We start from the raw sequence: 14,027 nt of genomic DNA, 5'->3' as shown, positions 1-14,027 counted from the left end.
TCAGTTCTTTTCCTTGTCGACCATCTTGCCGGCCGAGATCCAGGGCATCATGTCGCGCAGCTTCTCGCCGACCTGCTCGATCTGGTGCTCGTCGTTGATCCGGCGGGTTGCCTTGAAGTAGGGCTGGCCAACGGCGTTTTCCTGCATGAAGTCACGCACGAACTTGCCGGTCTGGATGTCGCGCAGCACTTCTTTCATGCGGGCTTTGGTCTCGTCATAGGGCAGGATGCGCGGGCCGCTGACATACTCGCCATACTCGGCCGTGTTCGAGATCGAGTAGTTCATGTTCGCGATGCCGCCTTCATAGATCAGGTCGACGATCAGCTTCACTTCGTGCAGGCACTCGAAATAGGCCATTTCCGGCGCATAGCCGGCTTCCACCAGGGTTTCAAAGCCCATGCGGATCAGCTCGACCAACCCGCCGCACAGAACCGTCTGCTCGCCGAAGAGGTCGGTTTCGCATTCCTCGCGGAAATTGGTTTCAATGATGCCCGAACGGCCGCCGCCGATGGCCGAGCAGTAGCTCAGGCCGATTTCCAGCGCCTTGCCGGTGGCGTCGTTGTTCACCGCAACAAGGCAGGGCACGCCGCCGCCTTTGACGTATTCGCCGCGCACGGTATGGCCCGGGCCCTTCGGTGCCATCATGATCACGTCAACGCCGGGCTTCGGCTCGATCAGGCCGAAATGCACGTTCAGGCCGTGGGCGAACGCGATGGCCGAACCTTCTTTCAGGTTGTCATGCACGTATTTCTTGTAGGTTTCCGCCTGAAGTTCGTCGGGCATGGTGAACATGATCACGTCGCACCAGGCAGCGGCTTCGGCGATGCCCATCACCTGCAGGCCTTCGGCTTCGGCCTTCTTGGCGCTCGGGCTGCCTTCGCGCAGGGCGACGGCCACGTTCTTGGCACCGCTGTCGCGCAGGTTCAGCGCGTGCGCATGGCCCTGGCTGCCATAGCCCAGGATGGCCACTTTCTTGTCCTTGATCAGGTTGATGTCGCAATCGCGATCGTAATACACGCGCATGTCGGGCGCTCCTTTCAGTCGTTTTTCATCCCACGATGCGATTCTTTCCGCATCCTACAGGGCGCGATCATAGACAGGTTCCGCCGATGAAATTTGCCGTGATTGTTGAGTTTTGCTGAAAACTGAAATAATCATTCGCAAGATAGCCAAGAGCCGAGAGACTCATGCTTGACGACATCGACCGCCGTATCCTGCGCCACCTCCAATCCGCGCCCGACATCACCAATTCCACCCTCGCCGAGCGCTGCGGACTGTCGGCGGCGGCGTGTTGGCGGCGGGTCGAGAAAATGGAATCGGCGGGAATCATCCTCGGCCAGGAGGCTGTGATCGACTGGCAGGCGCTTGGCTACTCGGTCGAGGTAAGCCTGCGCATCACGCTGGACAAAACTCAGCCCCGGGCCTTTGACGAGTTCATCGCAGCTGCACGGGAAGTGCCGGAAGTTATAGAAATACAAACATTTCTTGGGCGTGTGGACACGCGCCTTTCGGTCATCGCCCGGGATATGGCGCAGTATCAACAGGTTTATCGCGACCGTATCCTGACATTGCCGCACATCGCCGATATCGAGGCGCTGATGCATGTCGCGAGGATCAAGAGCGACGAGGTCCTGCCGGTATGATCGAGCTTGATGAAATTGACCGGCAGATTCTGAATGCACTGGCCCATGATGCCAAGCTCAGTGCCGGGGCGCTCGGCCGCCGCCTTGGCCTTTCGCAACCGCAAACCTGGCGCAGGATCAACCGCTTCTATGAAAGCGGCGTCATTGCCCGCCGACGCCTCGTTCTCGACAAGGAGAAGCTGGGGTTCGGCGTGACGGTGTTTCTGGGCGTGAAACTTGCCACTAAGGGCCGGGTTTCATTGGAAGATTTCGAACGCGCTGTGTCGGCCATTCCCGAGGTGCAGACCGTCGAACACGTCCTGGGCCTGTACGATTACCGCCTGCGCGTCGTTGCCCGCGACATCCCCGATTTCGAACGCGTCCTGCGCCGCCGGATCATGACCCTGCCCGGGGCAGGCGATGTCGAGGCAAACGTTCTGCTGAGCGAAGAAAGGCGTCCCGGACCGTTGGGTTAAGCCACGCGCCGCAAGGCCTCGGCCTCAAAGGCTTTCAATGCATAGCGCGACATTGGCGCGCCGTCGTCCCTTGTTTCCAGATCGGGGAAAAGCGAAATGATTTCATCGCGTTCCGTGTCGTTCAATGATTTCAACGTCTGCTTGCCGGGAAACAGGCTTTCTGTCGGGCAGGCCTCTGCAAAGACGATCTGATGATCGTCGAACAGGAAATGGAAATACTCGACCTTTGCCTTCGGTACGATCCTGATCGTGTCGTCATTGACGAGGTGTTTTGCAGCGACCAACACCTGTTCCTGCCCGAACAAGAGTTCAGCCCAAGCCCCTGTGATCAGCATCCTGTGGTTTTGCGACACCCAGAGCTCGCGGACATTGCCCAGGGCACCGGGCCTGATCCGTACAGGTGCGTTTGCACCAGTTCCGCGTATAGCACTACCACCAATCCACCGGATCTTCTGGGCGCCATGGTCAAGTGTAATAACACGGTCCCCGATTTTCAGGGTTTCAATTGCGCGGGGCCCCCCGGGTGTCTCGATAAGTGTGCCACGACAAAAACAGATCGAAGCCAAGAGACTGATTTCACTACTGAAAACACCGTCACCCTGTTCGTCCGGCGTGATGATACCATCGCCGTTATAGTCGATGTCCTCGTTGGTCGGGATTTCATAGGGGCCAGGACCGCTGTTGAGCGCCGCCAGAATGTCCACTCCCCCAAATAAGGCCATTTCATCCAGAGTTGGCGCGCCTGGGTCGGTCGAGGTGAGGCTTGAGGCATCGAACTCGAGATAGCGGTCTCCCATGTTGTTGCGTCCGGTGTCGATGGGCGCCCCGGGGGAGGCCGAGTAGGTGTATTTGGGGGTTTCGTTGTAGTAATCGCTAGCGTTGTCATAGACGATGATGCCGACAATTACAGAGTTCTCGTTCAGCGATCCATCCGGGTTGGCGCCTTCGACCTGGAACATGACGATATCATCGGCTTCAAACACCGCTTCACCGTCATGTACCATGAATTCTCCGCCGTTGCTGGCGTTACTGTTTGTTTGGGGATCACCAAGAATACTGAAACCGTTCAACAAAAGTGTTGTGTCGGCCATGCCTGTCTATCCTGCGGGATAGCCCCGCATATGTTGTTTTTTGCTCGATTGAGGCCAAATTGTCGTCAAACTTGGTGCTAAATTGGGCCAGATTGTGGCGAAATTGGGGCAGGCGCGGCGATAGCGCGCGGTGGCCTGAGATTGCATTTCCCGCAAATCGCGGCTCAGATGCACTGAAATGCGCGATCTGGAACAGGAGATTGACCAATGGCCGCCTTGCTTGACACCGTGGATCCTGATGGGCTGCTCGAGTTTTCGGTGGTGTTCACCGACCGCTCGCTTAACCATATGTCAGCCGCATTCCAGCAGGTTATGCGCGACATTTCCTCGATGCTGAAGGAGGTCTATAGCGCAGACGGGGTTGCGCTCGTGCCCGGTGGGGGCACATACGGGATGGAATCCGTGGCGCGCCAGTTTGGCCATGATGCCCATGCAATGATCATTCGGAACGGCTGGTTCTCCTACCGTTGGAGCCAGATCTTCGAGGCAGGCGATTTCACCCAGAAAACAACGGTTTTCAAGGCTCGCCAGACCGGAAATGGGCCGACGGCCCCGTTTGCACCTGCCCCCATCGACGAGGTGACAGCCGCCATTCGCGAGGCAAAACCCGACGTGGTATTCGCGCCGCATGTCGAAACGTCTGCCGGTCTTATCCTGCCGGACGACTACATTCGCGCGTTGGCCGACGCTGCGCATGACGTGGGCGCACTGATGGTTCTGGACTGTATCGCCAGCGGCGCGGTGTGGGTCGACATGAAGGCAACCGGCGTGGATGTCCTGATTTCCGCACCGCAAAAGGGCTGGTCGGCGTCGCCATCGGCCGGGCTGGTCATGATGTCGGGCCGTGCACTCGATAGGCTCGACAAGACTGCTTCAGACAGTTTTGCGCTGGACCTGAAGAAATGGCGCTCGATCATGAAGGCTTACGAAGACGGTGGCCACGCCTATCACGCCACCATGCCCACCGATGCCCTTCGGGCCTTCCGCGATACGATGACCGAAACCCGCGACTACGGGTTTGAAAAACTGCGCAACGCCCAATGGGAACTTGGCAATGCTGTGCGCGATATGCTGGCCAAGCGCGGCGTGCAATCCGTCGCAGCAGAAGGCTTCGGTGCGCCAGGGGTCGTTGTCAGCTATACGAATGATCCCGACGTGCAGAACGGTAAAAAGTTCGCCGCTCTCGGCGTGCAAATCGCCGCCGGTGTTCCGCTGGCCTGTGATGAGCCTGAAGGTTTCAGCACGTTCCGCCTGGGGCTGTTTGGGCTGGACAAGCTCTATGATGTGCCGGCCACTCTCAAACGATTGGAGAGTGCTCTGGATCAGGTTCTCTGAGCCAAGGCTAGCTTCTTGCGCCAAGGCCCATTTGCATCATCGTCTTTCGCACCGGGCCAAGTGAATAGATAGCGTTCAGCCCTGCCGCCCGAACATCGCGCAGGGGCTGGGCTTCAATCATCGAGGCGCGGTTCAGCAGGTCGATCCCGGTGACGCGGGCGCGCACTTCGAAATGACGGCGGCGATGGTAGGTTTCCAGCATCGTTCGGTTGCCCAGTCGATCAGGATTGGCCTGAGCAAGGTCCAGAAGCACCCGCATATCGGCAAGTGACATGTTCAGACCTTGCGCCCCGATGGGCGGCACCACATGTGCCGCCTCGGCGACCAGCGCAGTGCGTTCCGCATACATCCGCTCGGCCAACTGGCTGATGATCGGCCAGACCGTCCGCCGAGATGCCAGCGTCAAGGGCCCGAACATCCGACAGGAACGTTCGTTCATCGCCTCTTCGAAGGCGTCCACCTCGAGATTGGCAAGACGAAGCACTTCAGGGCCGCGCTCCATCCAAACGATCGCGGATGAAGGCATGCCTTTGTAGTCGGGCAGGGGAACAAGCGTGAAAGGCCCGCCCGAGCGGTGGATTTCAGTTGAAACGTTTTCATGCGGAATTGGATGAGTGACGGCAAAGGCCAGTGCCTTTTGTCCGTAACGTGTTGTTTTCACCGGGATGCCGGTTGCTGCGCGAACCGGAGAGTTGCGTCCGTCTGCTGCGATGACAAGCCTTGCGCTGACCTTGCTTTCGTCGCTCAGGCTTACACGGGCTTCCGCTTCCCGGGTGAAAATCCCGGCAAAGCCCGTGCCCGGACGAAACTCGACATTCGGCATCTCGCCGAGCCGAGCCACCATTTCGCGCCGAAGGAGCCAGTTCGGCAGGTTCCAGCCAAATGGCTGATCCGAGATATCGCCCGCATCGAAATCCTTGGTCAGCCTCGGTTCGGCAACGGGTCCGCCCGCGTCGACAATCCGCATGATCTGAAGTGGCGCGGCGTGGGGCTTCAGCCGTGTCCACAGGCCGGCGAAATCGAGAAGATCGCGAGACGGCTGAAGAAAGGCGGTGGTGCGCAAGTCCGAGCCCTCGGCATCGCGCTCAACGACCGGCGGCGTGGGATCGACGCAGAGCACTGAAAAGCCCGCAGTTCCGAAGACGGCGGCAGCGGTCAGTCCGGCGACACCGCCGCCGGACACAACAATGTCAAAGTCGCATTTTGCCATGTCGGATGCCCTCCTGGCGCGAATCTATCCCGCTTGCTTGGCGAAGTCCAAGCGGCATCCTGACCGCAGCGGTCAACCCTTCGCGATGGTCACCAGCAGGAGGTACATGAAGGGTACGGTAGCAAGGGCAGGGATGTAGAGACCGGGAACGCCCCATGTATAGATCGACACGCCCCAGGCGGCGAGGAGCACAAGAACCGTGAAAATGATCTTCATCGCCAAATTGGTTTCGTCGCCTCCGGTATGTGCATTGGTTCCGGGGGCGGGAGTGGTGTCTGCAAGGGTCATGTGTGCCTCATCCTGTTGAGTGATTAGAAGGCTGACATAACATTCGGATTATTGAATTAAAGGTACACATTGCCGCAGCGCGACCGTTTGCCCAATTGTGGAAAATTCATAAAAATCAATCGGTCAGGCGGACGATGAAACCGGTCAGATCATCGGTGTGATGATGCACGTGATCGGCAGATTCCGGTGCTGGTGCAACGTGAACTGTTCGCATCCCGAGAGCATGCGGAACCGCGAGGTTGCGGGCGTCGTCCTCGAACATCGCACCGCGTTTCGGGTCCAGCCCATCGCGTGCGAAGACACGTTCGAATGCTTGCTCATGGGGTTTGGGGTGAAAGTCGGCGTGCTCGACCCCGTAAACAGCGTCGAACGCGCCTTCAAGGCCCCTCGCTGCGATCACGCGTTCGGCATAGGGGGCGGTTCCGTTGGTGTAGACGATTTTTCTCCCGGGCAGTGCCGAGATGCCGCGGCGCAGGCCGGGATCGGGTTCAAGGTGGTCGAGCGATATCTCGTGAACATCGGTCAGGTAGGGCGCGGGATCGACGCCATGTTCCTGCATGAGACCTGCGAGAGTGGTGCCGTATTTGCGCCAGTAATACTTGCGCAGGTGGTCCGCCCGTGCGCGATCCACGCCGAGCGCATCCATGACGTACCGGGTCATTTTCACCTCGATCTGGTCGAACAGCCGCGCCTGTGGCGGATAAAGCGTGTTGTCGAGATCGAAGACCCAGAAAGCGACGTGAGAAAACAGGTCCTTTGGCATGCGCGAAAACTACCGCGCCGTTCGGGCAAAGGCAACGATCAGCAGGGTTGAAGCCCGGGTGTTTTGCGGGTCTACTCCGACTGCGCGAAACCGCAGGGGAGAGAGGATGAAAGAGGCCAAGACAGCGCAGAAAGACGCCTATTCGCTTCTGCTTGAAGCGATCGACCTGGGGGAGTTCAAGCCGGGAGATAGGCTGGTCGAGAGCGACCTGGCAGAGAGGTTCGGAGTCTCCCGCACCCCGATCCGTGAAGCGCTGCAGAGGCTTGAAACCCAACAACTTCTCAGACGCGACGGGCGCAGCCTGATCGTGGCATCACTCGACCATAACCAGTTGTCCGAACTCTATGTGGTAAGGGCCGAGCTGGAGGGGTTGGCGGCCCGGTTGGCCGCAAGGCATGCGACAGAAGAAGAGGTGCGCGTTCTGCGCGACATGGTCGAGGAGGACCGCGCCCTTGTCGATGATCCATCGGCCCTTGCAAGGGCCAACCGGAGGTTTCACCGACAGTTGCACCTGGCCTCGCACAACCGCTTCCTGGTTCAGCAACTGGACCTCGTGCATCAGTCCATGGCGCTTATGGCGACAACATCGCTGGCCGTTGAGGGGCGCAGCGAGACGGCGCTGGCCGAGCATGACGCGATAGTCAGCGCGATCGAGGCGCGCGACGAGCAGGCGGCGCAGGAAGCGCTGAAGGATCACATTTCAAAGGCTTTCGTCACCCGACTGAAGCTGGACGCCAACGCTTCCGACGCCTGAGGCGTGTTCCTGATGCGCCAGTGAGTGCCCGTGCTGGGTTTTATCCCAGAAAAACGGGCGCGCTATGAGTCCGTAAAGCGCCTTGTAGGCGGCGATTGCCCCAAGTGGAAAATAAAAATGCATGGTTGGCACCCAGGCCAGCAGATGCCGATGCCGGGCACCGGATACGGCTGTGGCATTGATCAGGATCGATAGCATTTCGACCATCAGGAAAATGATGCCGAGATTGATCAGGAATGCTCGCGACACGAATGGGTCCAGCGGGTGCGGAAGCCCGAGCAGGACCAGCCAGAAGGACCACAGGATGGGCGCAAGCATAAATTGCGAGAGCGCGGCGATGAAATGCGCCTGAAAACCCCAGAATTTCAGAGGGCCCATCTGCCTGTAAAACAGCAGCGGATCGCGCATATGCACCAGATAGGTGACCATGTAGCCCTTGAGCCAGCGTGAGCGCTGGCGCACCCAGGGCCAGACCCGGCAATTGGCTTCTTCGCCGGTGGCAGTTTCGATCACCCGCGTCTTGTACCCGTGTCGGGCCAGGCGAAACCCCAGATCGGCATCTTCTGTCACGTTGTGGGCATCCCAACCGCCAAGTTCTTCGAGAACCGTGCGGTCAAACCAGAGCGTGGTGCCGCCCAGCGGTATCGACAACCCCATTCGCGACATGCCTGGCAGCAGAAGCCGGAACCATGCGGCGTATTCGATGGTGAAGCAGCGGGCGAGCCAGTTCTGGCGACTGTTGTAGTAATCCAGTACGCCCTGCAGGCAGACCACGTCGGGGGGCGAGCGGCGAAATTCCTGCACGACGCGGTTGACCTGGTCGGGGTCGGGGGCGTCCTCTGCATCCCAGATGCCGACGATGTCGCCATCACAGAAATCCAGAGCGTAATTCATCGCGCGCGGTTTCGTCTTCGGGCGTCCCTCGGGGACTTCGATGACACGCATCCACGGGGGCAAAGTGCAGCTGGCGATGGTTTCGCGTGTCAGGTGATCGTTTTCTTCCAGGACCAGCACGATATCCAGCAGCGGTTTCGGATAGGTTAACCGGGAGAGCCGTTGGACGAGCGCGCCTGCAATCTCGGTTTCCTTGAACAAGGGGACGAGAACCGACACACGCGGGAGCGGATGTTTCGCCGGGTCGAGATCGGGGGATGGCGTTTCGGGCGGGCGCGAAACGTGCGCAATATAGGCCGATAGGCGCAGACCGGCCGCTACCAAAAGCGTAAAGGCGGCCCAGCTGGCCAGAGCGGCGAAGACGTGGGTCGGAAAGAAAACGGTCAGGGCGAATAGCGCCGCGAGCAGAGTGATGGTGAGACCTAGCCGCGCGCGGCCCGCCCGTTCCCAGCCGCGGCAGCTTTCGCTTTCCGGGACGCGGGCCGAGGCCGTGGCAGTCAGCTTTTCGCGGTGAAGCCGGGCGAGCGCGGCGTGGATTTCGGACGCCGTGGCGATGACCATTTCCGCCCGGGGGGCGGCGTCGTCCATAAAGCTCAGGACGCGGGCGAAATCCTCGGGACGGGAGACGGCGATCTGCACGCGCTCGCCGTCGACGCGCCACGGCACGGCGCTGTTGTTCAGGCAAAGGCGCAGCGGGATGAGGCCGGCAAGCTCTGGATCGGGCGGAAGTGCCGACAGGTCCGCGCGCGGAACGCCGTGGAAACGGCTGAGGGCGGTTGCCACCTCATCAGGCGACAACAGGCCCTCGGAGATCAGGATGCGGTCAATGGATGTGCGGCACTGCGCCTGAAGCGCGCGCACCGACAGCAGTGTGCCAGCCGTGAGCGTTCCGGAGGCTTGGAGGAAGCGTCCCAGATCTTCCCCGGCCTGCGGTGCCCCGGCGATGTGCCGGGCGTGTTGCATTGTCTTTCCTTACCCTTCGGCAGCCCGAAACAAGGCGTTACCGACGGAAAGGATTGGTTCAAAGAGGTTAATATCCGGTTAAATTTCGCGAGATTTCGCCCGTGAATCGGCGGACTTCGCCTGCCAAAGCGTTAATAAAAGGTGAATTTCCGGCCTTTCGGGGCCAGGGTGCCGGGGCATTTGTCCCGGTTTCAGCCCCGTTTTCCCATCGCGTCGGCAAAACGCTCGAAAAGATAGAAGCTGTCCTGCGGTCCCGGCGATGCCTCGGGGTGGTACTGAACCGAGTAGACTGGGCGATCGGACATGCGGATGCCACAGTTGCTACCATCGAAAAGTGAAACATGTGTTTCCACCACGCCCTTCGGCAGCGTTTGGCTGTCCACCGCGAAGCCGTGGTTCATCGAGGTGATCTCGACCTTGCCGGTTTCGAGATCCTTCACAGGGTGGTTTGCGCCGTGGTGGCCGTGGTTCATCTTGATGGTCTGCGCGCCAAGCGCGAGGGCCAGCATCTGATGGCCGAGGCAGATGCCGAAGACCGGCAGATCGGTGCGGTCGAGCACGTCGCGGATCATCGGGACGGCGTATTCGCCGGTGGCCGCCGGATCGCCAGGCCCGTTCGACAGGAACACGCCATCGGGATCATGGACCAGCACCTCGTCGGCGGTGGCGGTGGCGGGCAGAACGGTGACGTCGCAGCCGACCGAGGCGAGGCAGCGCAGGATGTTGCGCTTGGCGCCGTAGTCGATGGCGACGACCTTGAATTTGGGATCGGCCAGGCGGGTATAGCCCTCGGGCCAGGCCCAGCGCATTTCGTCCCAGCGGTAGGACTGGGCGCAGGTCACTTTCTTGGCAAGGTCGAGCCCGACGAGGCCGGGGAAGCCGCGGGCGCGGGCGACAAGCGCCTCGATGTCGAAATTGCCTTCGGGATCATGGGCCAGTGCCACGTGCGGCGCGCCCTGCTGGCGGATCGCGCGGGTCAGCCGGCGCGTGTCGATGCCGCCGATGGCGATGCGCCCGCGCGCGGCCAGCCAATCGGCCAGACGTTCGGTGGAACGCCAGTTCGACGGTTCGGTCGGATCCCATTTCACCACCATGCCTTCGGCCACCGGATCACCGGTTTCGTCGTCATCGACGTTCACGCCGACATTGCCGACATGGGGGAAGGTGAAGGTGACGACCTGCCCGGCGTAGGAGGGATCGGTCATGATTTCCTGGTAGCCGGTCATCGCGGTGTTGAAGCAGAGCTCGGCCGTGGTTTCGCCTGTGGCGCCGAACCCGTGGCCAAAGAACAGCGTGCCGTCGGCCAGGGCCAGGCAGGCGGTCGGGCGGGATTGGGTATCAAGCGCCATGCGAGTCTCTCCGGGGGTCAAATTGGCGCGAACCTAGTGTCGGGGCGGGCAGGGGTCAAGGGGGCGAAACGGCCCTTGCGTCACTGTTGTCAGGGCCAGTCCGAAGGGTTATGTAACAGAGCTTACGACAACCATGGGGATGGCCGTAAATGGATATGCGCGAGCGGATCAATTCCGCGCTGAAACAGGCGATGAAGGACAAGGCGAAAGACCGCCTTTCGACGCTGCGCCTGATCAATGCCGCGATCAAGGACCGCGATATCGCGGCCCGCGGTGATGGCAACGAGGCCGGGGTGGGCGATGCCGAAGTGCTTGCCATCCTTGGCAAAATGGTCAAGCAGCGCCAGGAGAGCGCGCGCGCCTATGAAGAGGGTGGGCGGCTGGACCTGGCCGAGAGCGAACGCGCCGAGGTGAGCGTTATCGAGGAATTCCTGCCCAAGCAGCTGAACGATGACGAGGTGGCCGAGGCCGTGAGCGAGGCGATCAGCGAGGCCGGGGCGGAGTCGATCCGCGACATGGGCAAGGTGATGGGCATGCTGAAGGAAAAATACACCGGGCAGATGGATTTCGGCGCGGTGGGCCCGATGGTCAAGGATCGCCTGAGCGCCTGACGCCTGGCGCAAATCAACCAATTCGAAAGCCGGGATTAACGCCCGGCTTTCGCTGTTTTCAGGGGGGTGACATGCGTGCACCCCCCGGCTGACATCCGGCTGTCGGCCAAATCCTGACAAAGGGTTAACCGACGGTCGTAAACGCGGCGTGCGGTGGTGTTGCGCCGCGCGGTGTGCCGGGCAGGCACCGTTACGGTGGTCTCAGGCCCTGTTAACCCTTCGTTGATACCTCCCTTTCCGGCGCGTGAGGCCAAGCCCGGCGCAGGCTGAGAGACATCAAGCACGCCTCTGCCGGCATGCGGCGCGGCGCGCGGAAAGGGAAAACTGGATGAACAAGGCAATTACCGATGGCGTGATCCTGATGCCGCCCGCATTCGCGGCGGGGCTTGACGTGTGGTCGAGCGGGGATGGCACGCCGGGCTCGGACACCTATGAGAATGCGGCCAATGCGGCCCTGGTGCCGGCGGACCAGGATTTCGGCGGCTGCCTGGAGTTGCAGAAACTCGATAGCGTACAGCAGTTACGCTACATGGGGGAAACGCCGCTGCTGCCGGGCTGTTACCTGCGTATTACCGCGCGGGTGAAGGCGGTGAGCGGCAACCTGCCGTCGGTGCGCATCGCCGGCTGGGCCGGCGGCGCAGGCGGTGCGCATGTCACCGGCCTGACCGAGGTGGGCCCGAGCGTAGCGCTGAGCCAGTATGGCGAGGTGGTCGAGGTGAGCGCGATCATCGGCGCGGGGCTACGCACGGGCGTCGACATGGTCTGGGGCGCGGAGCCGATCTATGGCCATTTCGGCCTGGACCTGACCGGCGCCAGCGGCGGGGTGGTGCGGATCGACGATATCGTGATCGAGGACATCACCAGCGTGTTCCTGCGCGACATGATGAACTGGGTCGATGTGCGCGATTACGGTGCTGTGGGCGACGGGGTGAGCGATGACCTGGCGGCCTTCGAGGCGGCGGATGCGGCGGCGGCCGGGCGCAAGGTGCTGGTGTCGAAGGGCACGTATTTCCTGGGCGACTCGATGACCTTTGAAAGCCGGGTGGAATTCGAGGGCACGGTGGTGATGCCCGATGCGGCGATCCTGTCGCTGACCAAGGATTACGACCTGCCGGCCTATATCGACGCCTTCGGGAACGAGGAACTGGCCTATAAAAAAGCGGTGCAGGCGCTGTTCAACAATTCCGACCATGAGGGGCTGGACATGGGTGGGCGGCAGATCACCGTGACCCAGCCGATCGACGTGCAGGCGGCGGTGGCCAACCGCACGTCGTTCTCGATGCGCCGGCATATCCGAAACGGCCAGTTCGACGTGCAGCGCGGGCCCGCGTGGGACACCGAGGTGGTGACGAGCCAGGCGACATATTCGGTGGCGGATGGCCGCAAGCTGACCGGGGTGGTCAACGTGGCCAACATTCCGGTGGGATCGCTGGTCGAGGGCACGGGCGTGGGCCGCGAGGTCTATGTGCGCGACAAGAACGTGGCGACGCAGGAAATCACGCTGAACAAGCAGCTTTATGATGCGGAAGGCACGCAGGTTTTCACTTTCCGGCGGTTCAAATACGTGCTGGATTTCTCGGGCTTCGAGGATCTGGACAAGTTTTCTATCTCGGATGTGGAGTTTCGCTGTTCGGGGCACGCGAGCGGCATCCTTCTGGCGCCGTCGGGCCTGATCTTTCATCTACGCGACTGTTTCATCACCCGGCCCAAGGATCGTTGCATCACCAGCCATGGCGAGGGCTGTCAGGGGATGCTGGTGGACCGGTGCCAGTTCATTTCCGACGAGGGCGCCAAGCTGAGCCAGGACCGGGTGTCGATTGTGATGAACACGACCGGCAACGATGTGAAGATCCGCAACAACCGGGCGTCGAAATTCCGGCATTTCGCGGTGATCGGCGGATCGGGCAGCATCATCACCGGCAACCATTTTTTCCAGGGTGACGGGGTGAGCGAGGGGATCCGCACGGCCGGCATTGTCTTTACCGGCACCAACACGCGGGCGGTTGTGAACGGCAACTACGTGGACAACGCGTTCCTGGAATGGACGAACGAGCATGACAACGCGCCCGAGTTCGCCACCGAGTTGTCGTTCAGCCAATTGTCGATCACCGAAAACTATTTCCTGTGCAGCCATGTGGCGCCGTGGTTCAGTTTTCTCGTGGTGAAGCCCTATGGCACGGGGCATTTCATCAACGGGTTGACGGTTCAGGGCAATTTCTTCCGCACCATCGGTGGAGAGATCGAGCGGGTGGAGCGCGTGGACACGAGTTTCGCCGATCTGAACTATGACCGGATGAAGAACGTCACCTTCACCAACAACATGTTCAACCTGATCGACGTGGCCACGGAAAACCCGCTGATCGTGAAACATGCGCAGCCGACAGAGGCGCAGGTCTGGACGATTGATTGTGCACCGCGGTTTCCCTTTGGCGGATGGGCGCAGACGTTGGAATCGGTGCAGCCGATCGGGGCGTTGCGCAATGCCAGCAACGCGGCGCGGCACGAACAGCCCTATGGTGTGTTGCAACAGGGGCCGAACAAGGACCGGGTCGAGCTGGTCTTTGAACAGCCGGTGCGCGGGGACGTGACGGTGAAGGTGCGCATGGACGAACCGCTGTAGGCGGCGGTGAGCCGAAGGGCAGGGGCGTCCGCTGCGGGCGTCCCTGTCGTG

Annotated in this window: 13 protein-coding genes; 6 read left to right on the top strand and 7 right to left on the bottom strand. The window is 61.0% G+C overall.

Going from position 1 to position 14,027, the window contains the following annotated elements; translation table 11 throughout:
• Complete coding sequence (gene ilvC / locus E0501_RS18905) at positions 1 to 1,023, bottom strand: ketol-acid reductoisomerase (protein WP_137702977.1); 1,023 nt, start codon at positions 1,021 to 1,023, stop codon at positions 1 to 3.
• A 164-nt stretch (positions 1,024 to 1,187) separates the two neighbouring features.
• On the opposite strand from ilvC, the gene E0501_RS18900 reads away from it, so the two are divergent.
• Positions 1,188 to 1,643 carry an Lrp/AsnC family transcriptional regulator gene (locus tag E0501_RS18900; protein ID WP_137702976.1) on the top strand — a complete coding sequence of 152 codons (456 nt, stop codon included), beginning with the start codon at positions 1,188 to 1,190 and terminating at the stop codon, positions 1,641 to 1,643.
• Positions 1,640 to 2,098 (top strand): Lrp/AsnC family transcriptional regulator, encoded by a 459-nt coding sequence (locus E0501_RS18895; protein WP_137702975.1) that lies wholly within the window; start codon positions 1,640 to 1,642, stop codon positions 2,096 to 2,098. The genes E0501_RS18900 and E0501_RS18895 overlap by 4 nt, the downstream gene beginning before the upstream one ends.
• Here E0501_RS18895 and E0501_RS18890 read toward each other — a convergent pair.
• Positions 2,095 to 3,189, bottom strand: a complete 1,095-nt coding sequence (locus E0501_RS18890) for a Hint domain-containing protein (RefSeq protein ID WP_137702974.1) — start codon at positions 3,187 to 3,189, stop codon at positions 2,095 to 2,097. The two genes, E0501_RS18895 and E0501_RS18890, sit on opposite strands and share 4 nt — an antisense overlap.
• A 207-nt stretch (positions 3,190 to 3,396) precedes the next feature.
• Here E0501_RS18890 and E0501_RS18885 point away from each other — a divergent pair, with 207 nt between their 5' ends.
• Positions 3,397 to 4,524 (top strand): aminotransferase class V-fold PLP-dependent enzyme, encoded by a 1,128-nt coding sequence (locus E0501_RS18885; RefSeq protein WP_137702973.1) that lies wholly within the window; start codon positions 3,397 to 3,399, stop codon positions 4,522 to 4,524.
• A 7-nt stretch (positions 4,525 to 4,531) separates the two neighbouring features.
• Here the strand turns inward: E0501_RS18885 and E0501_RS18880 are convergent, their stop codons facing one another.
• The 3 genes from E0501_RS18880 to E0501_RS18875 form a co-directional block, all read right to left on the bottom strand.
• The gene (locus E0501_RS18880) at positions 4,532 to 5,734 is read right to left on the bottom strand and encodes a UbiH/UbiF family hydroxylase (protein WP_137702972.1); all 1,203 of its coding nucleotides are present in this window, start codon (positions 5,732 to 5,734) and stop codon (positions 4,532 to 4,534) included.
• A 72-nt stretch (positions 5,735 to 5,806) separates the two neighbouring features.
• The gene (locus E0501_RS21205) at positions 5,807 to 5,950 is read right to left on the bottom strand and encodes a hypothetical protein (RefSeq protein ID WP_161594662.1); all 144 of its coding nucleotides are present in this window, start codon (positions 5,948 to 5,950) and stop codon (positions 5,807 to 5,809) included.
• 187 nt (positions 5,951 to 6,137) lie between these two features.
• Positions 6,138 to 6,785, bottom strand: a complete 648-nt coding sequence (locus E0501_RS18875; protein WP_137702971.1) for a pyrimidine 5'-nucleotidase — start codon at positions 6,783 to 6,785, stop codon at positions 6,138 to 6,140.
• A 106-nt stretch (positions 6,786 to 6,891) separates the two neighbouring features.
• On the opposite strand from E0501_RS18875, the gene E0501_RS18870 reads away from it, so the two are divergent.
• A complete protein-coding gene (locus tag E0501_RS18870) occupies positions 6,892 to 7,539 on the top strand; it encodes a GntR family transcriptional regulator (protein WP_137702970.1) in 648 nt (215 codons plus the stop codon).
• On the opposite strand, the gene E0501_RS18865 is transcribed toward E0501_RS18870, so the two are convergent.
• Both E0501_RS18865 and carA read right to left on the bottom strand, forming a co-directional pair.
• Positions 7,486 to 9,396, bottom strand: a complete 1,911-nt coding sequence (locus tag E0501_RS18865) for a glycosyltransferase family 2 protein (protein ID WP_137702969.1) — start codon at positions 9,394 to 9,396, stop codon at positions 7,486 to 7,488. The genes E0501_RS18870 and E0501_RS18865 overlap by 54 nt on opposite strands.
• 191 nt (positions 9,397 to 9,587) lie before the next feature.
• Positions 9,588 to 10,745, bottom strand: coding sequence for a glutamine-hydrolyzing carbamoyl-phosphate synthase small subunit (carA, locus tag E0501_RS18860; protein ID WP_137702968.1), 1,158 nt, complete (start codon positions 10,743 to 10,745; stop codon positions 9,588 to 9,590).
• A 149-nt stretch (positions 10,746 to 10,894) separates the two neighbouring features.
• On the opposite strand from carA, the gene E0501_RS18855 reads away from it, so the two are divergent.
• Together E0501_RS18855 and E0501_RS18850 are read left to right on the top strand one after the other, a co-directional pair.
• Positions 10,895 to 11,356 (top strand): GatB/YqeY domain-containing protein, encoded by a 462-nt coding sequence (locus E0501_RS18855; protein WP_137702967.1) that lies wholly within the window; start codon positions 10,895 to 10,897, stop codon positions 11,354 to 11,356.
• A 328-nt stretch (positions 11,357 to 11,684) separates the two neighbouring features.
• Entirely contained in the window at positions 11,685 to 13,976 is a 2,292-nt protein-coding gene (locus E0501_RS18850) for a glycosyl hydrolase family 28-related protein (protein ID WP_137702966.1), read from the top strand.
• The last annotated feature ends 51 nt before the right edge of the window (positions 13,977 to 14,027 follow it).

The organism is Marimonas lutisalis (assembly GCF_005434965.1).
Taxonomy (GTDB): Bacteria; Pseudomonadota; Alphaproteobacteria; order Rhodobacterales; family Rhodobacteraceae; genus Marimonas_A; species Marimonas_A lutisalis.
Note: the sequence above shows the minus strand (reverse complement) of the source record. Positions and strands in the feature narration are given on the sequence as shown.

What these genes read in the sequence shown, in the direction of transcription:
- ilvC (WP_137702977.1), bottom strand. Translation starts at nt 1,023, where the DNA reads ATGCGCGTGTATTACGATCGCGATTGCGACATCAACCTGATCAAGGAC.
- E0501_RS18900 (WP_137702976.1), top strand. Translation starts at nt 1,188, where the DNA reads ATGCTTGACGACATCGACCGCCGTATCCTGCGCCACCTCCAATCCGCG.
- E0501_RS18895 (WP_137702975.1), top strand. Translation starts at nt 1,640, where the DNA reads ATGATCGAGCTTGATGAAATTGACCGGCAGATTCTGAATGCACTGGCC.
- E0501_RS18890 (WP_137702974.1), bottom strand. Translation starts at nt 3,189, where the DNA reads ATGGCCGACACAACACTTTTGTTGAACGGTTTCAGTATTCTTGGTGAT.
- E0501_RS18885 (WP_137702973.1), top strand. Translation starts at nt 3,397, where the DNA reads ATGGCCGCCTTGCTTGACACCGTGGATCCTGATGGGCTGCTCGAGTTT.
- E0501_RS18880 (WP_137702972.1), bottom strand. Translation starts at nt 5,734, where the DNA reads ATGGCAAAATGCGACTTTGACATTGTTGTGTCCGGCGGCGGTGTCGCC.
- E0501_RS21205 (WP_161594662.1), bottom strand. Translation starts at nt 5,950, where the DNA reads ATGAAGATCATTTTCACGGTTCTTGTGCTCCTCGCCGCCTGGGGCGTG.
- E0501_RS18875 (WP_137702971.1), bottom strand. Translation starts at nt 6,785, where the DNA reads ATGCCAAAGGACCTGTTTTCTCACGTCGCTTTCTGGGTCTTCGATCTC.
- E0501_RS18870 (WP_137702970.1), top strand. Translation starts at nt 6,892, where the DNA reads ATGAAAGAGGCCAAGACAGCGCAGAAAGACGCCTATTCGCTTCTGCTT.
- E0501_RS18865 (WP_137702969.1), bottom strand. Translation starts at nt 9,396, where the DNA reads ATGCAACACGCCCGGCACATCGCCGGGGCACCGCAGGCCGGGGAAGAT.
- carA (WP_137702968.1), bottom strand. Translation starts at nt 10,745, where the DNA reads ATGGCGCTTGATACCCAATCCCGCCCGACCGCCTGCCTGGCCCTGGCC.
- E0501_RS18855 (WP_137702967.1), top strand. Translation starts at nt 10,895, where the DNA reads ATGGATATGCGCGAGCGGATCAATTCCGCGCTGAAACAGGCGATGAAG.
- E0501_RS18850 (WP_137702966.1), top strand. Translation starts at nt 11,685, where the DNA reads ATGAACAAGGCAATTACCGATGGCGTGATCCTGATGCCGCCCGCATTC.